We start from the raw sequence: 8,503 nt of genomic DNA, 5'->3' as shown, positions 1-8,503 counted from the left end.
GTCGCCCTGGCCTCCGCCGCCGCACAGGCCGGCCGCGCCGACGCCGCCGCCGCGCCGCTTCAGCTCGTGGGCGAGGGTGAGCACGATGCGGGCGCCGGAGGCGCCGATCGGGTGGCCGAGCGCGATGCCGCCGCCGTTGACGTTCACGATGTCCATCGGCACGCCGAGCTCCTTGACCGACTGGATCACCACGCTGGCGAACGCCTCGTTGATTTCGATCAGGTCCAGGTCCTGCGCGGTGAGGCCCTGCTTGGCCAGGGCGTGCTTGATGGCGTTGGCCGGCTGCGACTGCAGGGACGAGTCGGGGCCGGCGACGTTGCCGTGGCGGCCGATCTCCGCCAGCCACTCCAGGCCCAGCTCCTCGGCCTTGGCCTTGGACATGACCACCACCGCGCAGGCGCCGTCGGAGATCTGCGACGCCGACCCGGCCGTGATGGTGCCGTCGGCCGCGAACGCCGGGCGCAGCCTGGCCAGCGTCTCGGCGGTGGTGTCACCGCGCACGCCCTCGTCGTGCTCGACGACCAGCGGCTCACCGCGCCGCTGCGGGATCTCGACCGGCACGATCTCCGCCTCGAACGCGCCGTTCTTGGCCGCCGCGGCGGCGAGCTGGTGGGAGCGGGCCGACACCTCGTCCTGCTCCTCGCGGCCGATGCCCAGCCGCGCGTTGTAGCGCTCGGTCGACTCCCCCATGGCGCACTGGTCGAAGGCGCAGAACAGGCCGTCGTGGGCCATCGAGTCGACGACTTCGGAGCCGCCGTACTTGACCCCCTTGCGCAGGCCCGGCAGCAGGTGCGGGGCGTTGGTCATGGACTCCATGCCGCCCGCGACCACGATGTCGAACTCGCCCGCGCGGATCAGCTGGTCGGCCAGCGCGATGGCGTCCAGGCCGGACAGGCACACCTTGTTGATCAGGATGGACGGGACCGTCATGGGGATGCCGGCCTTGACCGCCGCCTGGCGGGCGGGGAGCTGGCCCGCGCCGGCCTGCAGCACCTGGCCCATGATCACATACTCGACGGCCTCCGGCGCCACCCCCGCGCGCTCCAGCGCGGCCTTGATCGCGAGGCCGCCCAGGTCCACCGCCCGCAGGCCGGCCAGCGAGCCGAGCAACTTGCCGATGGGGGTACGCGCTCCGGCGACGATGACGGAACCAGACATGCGGGGCCTCCTGTGCACACGAGGGGAGCTCTTTGACACCATACCTAGCGGTAGCAGGGTGTTCGCTATGGAGGTGGGCCACACATGTTCATGCGCATCGACCACATCGGGATCGCGTGCCACGACCTCGAGGAGAAGATCGCGCTCTTCTCCGGGCTGTTCGAGCTGGAGGTGGTGGCCAGGGAGGTCAACGAGGAGCAGGGCGTGAAGGAGGCCATGCTGCGGATCGCCGACGCCGACGGCGGCGGCTCCTACATCCAGCTGCTGGAGCCGTTGTCGCCCGATTCGCCGGTGGGGAAATTCCTGGCCAAGAGGGGTGAGGGAGTCCACCATGTGGCGTTCGGCGTGCCGGACGTCTCCGAGGCCATGTCTAAGATCGGCGGCAAGGGTGTGCGCCTGCTCGACGAGAGCCCCAGGCACGGCTCCATGGGATCGCAGATCGCGTTTCTGCACCCCAAGGACGTGGGAGGAATGCTGACCGAGTTGGTGCAAGCGGCCAAGAGCTAGCAAACACAAAATTCGTTCATTAGTAACTAGTCACGCAGAAACCCGGACGGGGCTTCGCACTCGGCATCGGCGGAGTACGCTGGCTTTCCACCGGACATGGAGCCTGCCGCGAGGCACGGGCTCCAGGCTCGGATGCCCCGAACCCCCCGTCCGGCCCGTGTAGCCGTCTCGACAACCCAGGATCGAGCCTCCATGCAGTCCGACATCGACGCCCAGCTCAACAACTTCTTCGAAGACGCACCGGCCCGCGAGTTCGACGTGGTGCTTCGAGGTTATGACCGGCATCAGGTCCACGATCACCTGAAGCAGCTCGACGCCGAACTGCGCCAGGCCCGTGAGCAGGCCACTTCCTTGCAGCGAGAGCTGTCCGACTCCCAGCGCCAGCTGCAGGAGCAGGAGCGGCCCACCTACTCCGGTCTCGGCGCCCGCATCGAGCAGCTCCTGCGCCTGGCCGAGGAGCAGGCCACGGAGCTCGTCCAGGCCGCCAGGTCCGAGGCCAACGAGATCAAGGCCGCGGCCAAGGTGGAGGCGGCCGACCTGCGCGCCGCCGCGGAGGCCGAGGCGGCCGAGAAGCGGGCGCAGGCGACGCGCGAGAGCGAGGAGATGCGCACGAGCGCCGAGCGCGACGCCGAGGAGATCCGCTCGACCGCCCGCCGCGAGGCCGACGAGCTGACGGCGACCACCGAGCGCGAGGTGGCCAAGCTCCGCGCCACCGCCGACCACGAGGTCGCCGAGAAGCGCGCCGACGCCGAGCGTGAGATCGCCAAGCTGCGCACCACCACCGAGCGCGAGGTGGCCCAGCTGCGCGCCTCGACCAAGCGCGAGCGCGACGAGGTGCTGACCACCGCCAAGCGTCAGGCCGACGAGATGCGCGCGCAGGCGCAGCGGGTCCTGGAGGAGTCCGAGGCCAAGCGGGCGCAGGACGAGGCCGAGTTCGAGATCCAGCTCGCCTCCCGGCGCGAGGAGGCGGAGCGCCAGGAGGCCGAGCGCCACGCCGCCACGCAGGCCGCGACGCAGAAGCTGGTGGCCGAGGCCGAGCAGCGCGCCGCCACCGCCGAGTCCCGGGCCTCCAAGGCGACCCAGCAGGCCGAGCAGACCCGCCGCGAGGCCGATCTGCACGCCAAGCAGCTGGTCGCCAACGCCCGCAAGAGCTCCGAGCAGATCGTCAGCGAGGCCAAGAGCAGCGCCGACACGATCGTCACCGAGGCGAAGAACGACGCCGAGCGCACCCGCACCTCGATGCAGCGCCAGGTGGACGAGCTGACCCGCCAGCGCGACAGCATCACCAGCCACCTGGCGCAGCTGCGCCAGCTGCTCGGCGGCGCCGCCCTGCCGGGCCTCGACCCCGAGCCCGCCGTGACTGCGGCCCCGCCCAAGCCGGCCCTGGCCGCCGCGACGGTCGACGACCGCCCGGCTCCGATCGCCGCGCCCGCCAAGGCCGAGAGCAAGGCCGACGACGACGCCGAGTGGTGGCAGGAGTAACCGCCCGCGCCCACCGCTGAGGCGTCCTACACGGGATCGATCGCACGAGATGAGAGAGCCTGGTGACCTAGGTCGCTAGGCTCTCTCTCGTTGTGCCCCCTGGTGCAGGAGAGCCCGTGACCGCGACAGCCGATCCCGCCGCGCCGCCGCCCGCCGGCGGCGGGCCGATGCCCGACGGGACAGAGGTCACTCCTGGCGGGTACGGGATGCCGGGGAAGCCGCTGGTGCGGGGGCCGTTCCTGTTCGGGCTGACCGGCGGGCTCGGGGTGCTGACCGCCATCGCGCTCGCCCAGATGGTCGTCAGCTCGCTGAACGTGATCATCCTGATCGTGGTGGCGATGTTCCTGGCCGTCGGGCTGAACCCGGCGGTGGAGGCGCTGCAGCGGCGCGGCCTGGCCAGGCGGTGGGCGATCACGTCCGTGTTCGCCGCGGTGATCGTGGCGTTCGTGCTGTTCGGCCTGGCCGTGGTGCCGCCGGTCAGCCGGCAGCTCGCCGACTTCGTGGCGGCCGTGCCGGAGTACGTCAGGGAGCTGAGCAGCCATCCGACGCTGCGCGAGCTGGACGCCGATTACCAGATCCTGCCGCAGCTGGCCTCGTTCGTCACGACCACCCTCGGCCCGTCGCTGGCCACCGGCGTGGTGGGCGCCGGGCTGGTGGTGCTCGACAGCCTGTTCACCACGATCACGCTGCTGGTGCTCATGCTCTATTTCCTGGGCTCGCTGCACACGATCAAGGCCTACCTGCTCAAGCTGGTTCCGGCCTCGCGCCGTGACCGCACCGGGGCGATCGCCGAGGAGATCCTCGGCGGCATCGGCGGCTACGTCGCCGGCAACATCCTCATCTCGGTCATCGCCGGCGTGCTGACGTGGATCTTCCTGTCGATCGTGGGTGTCGAGTACGCGCTCGCGCTCGCCCTCGTGGTGGCCCTGACCGACCTGATCCCGCTGGTGGGCGCCACGATCGGAGCGGTGGTGGTGACCGGCGTGGCGCTGCTCGGCTCGGTGCCGGCGGGCCTCGCCTGCGCGATCTTCTTCGTGATCTACCAGCAGATCGAGAACTACGTCATCTATCCGAGGGTGATGAAGCGCTCGGTCGACGTGACGCCGGCGGTGACGGTGATCGCCGCCCTGGTGGGCGGCGCCCTGCTGGGCATCGTGGGCGCGCTGCTGGCCATCCCGGTGGCCGCCGCGATCGCCCTGATCATCCGTGAGATCGTGATACCCCGGCAAGCTCGGAGCTGAGGAAGCGCTCCACGGCCGCGTTGAACGCCTCGGGCTGCTCGACGGCGACCAGGTGACCGGCCTTGGCGATGACCTCCAGCCGCCCTTCCGGCACCGCCTCCGCCATGGCCCGCGCGTCCGGCGGCGGCGCCAGCTCGTCCTCGTCGCCCACCAGCACCAGCGCGGGCACCTTGAGCGCGGCCAGCGTGTCGAAGGAGTCGGGCCGGGCGGCCATCGCGCGCATCGCCCACGCCGCGGCCTGGGGCGGCGCCGCCTGCACGAGCCCCTTGACCCGGCCGAACACCATGGCCCTGCGCTGCTTGGTGGTGGCCCCGATCAGGGCCGGGAGCACCTCCTTGACCAGCACGTCGCTGCCGTCGGCGAGCACCGCCCTGGCGATGCGCTCGCGGTTGTCGCGGGCGGGCTCGGTGTCGGGGCTCGCCTTGGTGCCGGCCAGGATGACGCCCAGCACCCGGTCGGGGTGGCGGCGGCAGAAGGCCATGGCGACGTAGCCGCCCATCGACAGGCCGCCGACGACCGCCCGTTCGACGCCCTCGTCGTCGAGCATGCGGGCGACGTCGTCGGCCATGAGGTCGATCGACGGCTCGTCGTCGCCGAGCCGTGATCCGCCGAAGCCGCGCAGGTCGGGGGTGATGACCCGGCACGCCCTGGCCAGCCCCTCCCGCTGGGCCAGCCACATGGCCGACGAGAGCGGGAACGCGTGGAGCAGTACGAGCGGGAGTCCGCTCCCGGTTGTTCTCGTGTAGAGCTGCACGGACCTCACGGTAGCCCGGTTCGCCGCGACATTCACTCCATGCCCGTGCCGATATGCGGAGAATGGGCCGTCCGGTTCGTCAGGCGGTGGTGAGTCCGCCGTCGACGATCAGCGTCTGCCCGGTCATGTAGGACGAGGCGTCACCGGCGAGGAACACGGCGGGCTGGGCGATCTCCTCGACGGTGCCCCAGCGGCGCATCGGCACGCCGGAGACCGTCGCCCGGCCGTCGTTCCCGTCGTCCCAGAGGTTGCGGTTGAGGTCGGTGGCGGTCCAGCCCGGCAGGAGGGCGTTGACCCGCACGCCCGCCGCCGCCCACTCCAGGGCGAGCGTCTTGGTCAGGGCCACCAGGCCCGCCTTGGCGGCCGCGTACGGGGCCAGGAAGGGCGCGCCGAACGCGGCCGCGGAGGCGATGTTGATCACCGAGCCGCTGCCGCGTTCGAGCAGGTGCGGCGCGGCGGCGTGGCAGACGGCCATGGCCGAGTCGAGGTTGAGCCGCATGATCTTGTCCCAGCCGCTCAGCCGCAGGTCCTTGAACTCGACCAGGAAGTTGGACCCGCCGGCGTTGTTGACCACGATGTCGAGGTGGCCCAGCCCGGCGATGGCCGCGCGCACGGTCGCGGCGGCGGTGTCCCTGTCGGTCAGGTCGGCGGGGACGGCCACGGCCTGCCGGCCGCGCGCCCGGATCTCGGCGGCCAGCTCGGCGAGCGCGTCGGCCGAGCGCGCCGTCAGCGCCACGTCGGCCCCGGCGTCGGCGAACGCGAGCGCGATGGCCTTGCCGATGCCCTTCGACGCCCCGGTGACCAGGGCTTTCTTGCCGTCTAGAGCGAACGCGCCCACGATGCCTCCTCCGTACGGACCGAACGAGATTCTATGGGGCTGAGATCTCGGTGGGGAGGGGGTAACGGTCCGGGACGACGCGGCGGACGATCTCGTCGAGCACGATGCGCACGTACGGCTCGCCCACCCACAGGTGCTTGGCCCCCTCGACGCCGACCACCTCGGCCTGCGGCACCCGCGCGAAGCGGCGCTCGGCCTCGTCGGGGCGCAGGTAGTCGTCGAACTCGGGCACCAGCGCGATCAGCGGCCGGCCGAACCGGGCCCAGGCGTCGAGGTCGGCGTCGGTGGCCCTGTGCAACGGCGGCGACAGCAGGATGGCCCCCTCCACCAGGGGATCGTGCGCCCACTTGAGCGCCAGCTCGCTGCCGAACGACCAGCCGACCACCCAGACCCTGGGCAGGTCGTGGAACTCGGCGTACTCCAGCGCCGCGGCCACGTCGAACCGCTCGCCCTCGCCGCCGTCGAACGCGCCCTGAGAGGTGCCGTGATCGGAGGACGTGCCGCGGGTGTTGAAGCGCAGCACCGCCAGATCGGCCAACGCGGGCAGCCGGTTGGCGGCCTTCTTGTAGACATGGCTGTCCATGAAGCCGCCGTGGGTCGGCAGCGGATGCAGCGTCACCAGGGTCGCCACCGGAGGCCGTCCCTCGGGCAGGGCCAGCTCGCCGACCAAGGTCAGGCCGTCGCCGGTGTGCAGCTCGATCGGCTCACGCCGGGCGGGCAGCACGGTCGCCGCGCGAATCTCCACAGTGCTCCTTCGTCGTCAGTAGCGGCTGCGGCCGGGGCCGCGGTCCAGTCTCTTGCGCCAGCACACCGGATGCCAGTGGCGACGTTCCTCCTCGCCGCCCGGCCAGTCGGGCCAGGTGACCAGGTGCGGCCGGCCGCCCTGGATCTCCTGGTCGCAGCCGGGGCAGCGGTAGTCCTTGGTCGACGTCTGGCCGGTGAGCGAGCGCACCTTCCACGCGCCGTCCGGCCACTCCTCCACCCGGTCGGCGCTGCGCGGGAAGACGGCGGGCCGGGCGGACTCCCTGCGCCGGGCGCGGCGCGGGCTCATGGCCGCGGGAAGGCGCGCACGCCCGCCGTGACGAGCTGGTCGAGCAGCGGCGCCGGGGCGAAGGCCGGCTCGCGGTACTCCGCGTACAGGGCCCGCAGCCCCTCCCGGACCGTGTCGAGGCCGATGGTCTCGAGCGTCTCGAACGGCCCCGCCGGGTAGCCGCAGCCCAGCCGCATCGCGGAGTCGATCTCGTCGATCGAGGCGTAGCCGGACTCGTACATCCGCACGGCGTCGTTGAGGTACGGGTAGAGCAGCGCGTCCACCACGAACCCCGCCCGGTCCCTGCACGCCACCGGCGTCAGCCCGATCACCTTCATCAGGTCGGCGGCCGCGTGGGCCGCCTCCGCCGAGGTGAGGACCGTGGAGACGACCTCGGCCACCCGGCCGCCCACCAGGTGGACGCCGACCATCCTGGCCGGGTCGCGGAGCTGCACGGCGTGCTCGATCATCGGCCGGTCGGCCAGGCGGAGCAGCACGTCGGGCTCCTCCGCCGACCTGAAGCCGGCCGCGCGCAGCCGCTCCACCAGCTCGTCGCCGCCCGATCCGGCGATGTCGAAGGTGATCACCGAGGACTTGGCGGGTTCGTGCGGCCGGGGATCGCCGCCGTGGAAGCCGCGCCCGGTCTTGCGGCCCAGCAGCCGCGCCGAGACCAGCTCGCGCAGCACCGGCGCAGGCGCGTGGCGACGGTCGCGGGTCTCGTCGAACAGCACGCCCATGATCTCGTACGCGGTGTCGAGCCCGATCAGGTCGAGCAGCTCGAACGGGCCCATGGGCAGCCCCGCGCCGTGACGCATCGCCGCGTCGATGTCGTCGCGCCCGGCCACGCCCTGCTCCATCAGCACGGCGGCGTGGTTCAGGTAGGGCAGCAGCAGCCGGTTCACCACGAACCCGGCGCGGTCGCCGACCACCACCGCCGTCTTGCCGAGCCGTACGGCCAGCCCCCGCATCGCCGGCACCACGTCGTCGTCGGTCACGACCGTACGGACCACCTCGGCCAGCCGCATGACCGGGGCCGGGTTGAAGAAGTGGAGGCCCACCACCCGGCCGGGCCGCCCGGTGGCGGCGGCGATCGCCGTGACGGACAGCGAGGAGGTGTTGGTGGCCAGCACCGTCTCCGGCTTGCAGATGCCGTCCAGGTCGCGCATCAGCGCCGTCTTGTGGCCGAGCACCTCGGGGATGGCCTCGACCACCAGGTCCGCCTCCCGCAGGTCCTCCCTGGCGGTGGTGAGCGTGATCCGGCCCAGGACCGCGTCGCGGTCGGCGGGCGCCAGCTTGCCCCGGTCGACCGCGCGCTGCGTCGATCTCTCCAGGTGGCCCCGGCCGCGGGCCAGCGCGTCGGCGTCGGCCTCCACTCCGATGACCCGCAGCCCGCCCCGGGCGAACACTTCCGCGATTCCGGCACCCATCGTGCCGAGCCCGACCACTCCCACCATTTCAAACGCCATGCTCGTAGTTTTACAGAGCCGCTAGGG

Annotated in this window: 9 protein-coding genes; 3 read left to right on the top strand and 6 right to left on the bottom strand. The window is 72.0% G+C overall.

Going from position 1 to position 8,503, the window contains the following annotated elements:
* Positions 1–1,158, bottom strand: a 1,158-nt coding sequence (locus OUY22_RS19340) for an acetyl-CoA C-acetyltransferase (protein WP_270156429.1), incomplete at its 3' end; no start/stop codon positions are given.
* Between the two features lie 84 nt (positions 1,159–1,242).
* Between OUY22_RS19340 and mce the strand changes: the two genes are divergently transcribed.
* From mce to OUY22_RS19325, 3 genes are all read left to right on the top strand, one after another.
* Entirely contained in the window at positions 1,243–1,665 is a 423-nt protein-coding gene (gene mce, locus OUY22_RS19335) for a methylmalonyl-CoA epimerase (RefSeq protein ID WP_270156428.1), read from the top strand.
* Positions 1,666–1,857: 192 nt separating this feature from the next.
* On the top strand, positions 1,858–3,147 hold the full coding sequence (locus tag OUY22_RS19330) for a DivIVA domain-containing protein (RefSeq protein ID WP_270156427.1): 1,290 nt from the start codon (positions 1,858–1,860) through the stop codon (positions 3,145–3,147).
* A gap of 116 nt (positions 3,148–3,263) precedes the next feature.
* Positions 3,264–4,388, top strand: coding sequence for an AI-2E family transporter (locus tag OUY22_RS19325; protein WP_270156426.1), 1,125 nt, complete (start codon positions 3,264–3,266; stop codon positions 4,386–4,388).
* Here the strand turns inward: OUY22_RS19325 and OUY22_RS19320 are convergent.
* From OUY22_RS19320 to OUY22_RS19300, 5 genes are all read right to left on the bottom strand, one after another.
* Positions 4,348–5,142, bottom strand: coding sequence for an alpha/beta fold hydrolase (locus OUY22_RS19320; protein ID WP_270156425.1), 795 nt, complete (start codon positions 5,140–5,142; stop codon positions 4,348–4,350). The two genes, OUY22_RS19325 and OUY22_RS19320, sit on opposite strands and share 41 nt — an antisense overlap.
* Positions 5,143–5,221: 79 nt before the next feature.
* Positions 5,222–5,980 (bottom strand): SDR family NAD(P)-dependent oxidoreductase, encoded by a 759-nt coding sequence (locus OUY22_RS19315; RefSeq protein WP_270156424.1) that lies wholly within the window; start codon positions 5,978–5,980, stop codon positions 5,222–5,224.
* A gap of 31 nt (positions 5,981–6,011) precedes the next feature.
* Complete coding sequence (locus OUY22_RS19310) at positions 6,012–6,725, bottom strand: alpha/beta hydrolase (protein WP_270156423.1); 714 nt, start codon at positions 6,723–6,725, stop codon at positions 6,012–6,014.
* A 15-nt stretch (positions 6,726–6,740) separates the two neighbouring features.
* A complete protein-coding gene (locus OUY22_RS19305) occupies positions 6,741–7,031 on the bottom strand; it encodes an ATP/GTP-binding protein (protein ID WP_270156422.1) in 291 nt (96 codons plus the stop codon).
* Positions 7,028–8,476, bottom strand: coding sequence for a 3-hydroxyacyl-CoA dehydrogenase family protein (locus OUY22_RS19300; RefSeq protein WP_270156421.1), 1,449 nt, complete (start codon positions 8,474–8,476; stop codon positions 7,028–7,030). The genes OUY22_RS19305 and OUY22_RS19300 overlap by 4 nt, the downstream gene beginning before the upstream one ends.
* Positions 8,477–8,503 lie beyond the last annotated feature (27 nt).

Origin of the sequence: Nonomuraea corallina, from assembly GCF_027620315.1 — a bacterium.
GTDB lineage: Bacteria > Actinomycetota > Actinomycetes > Streptosporangiales > Streptosporangiaceae > Nonomuraea > Nonomuraea corallina.
The sequence above is the reverse complement of the archived record's forward strand: the minus strand, read 5'-3'. Positions and strand labels throughout refer to the sequence as shown.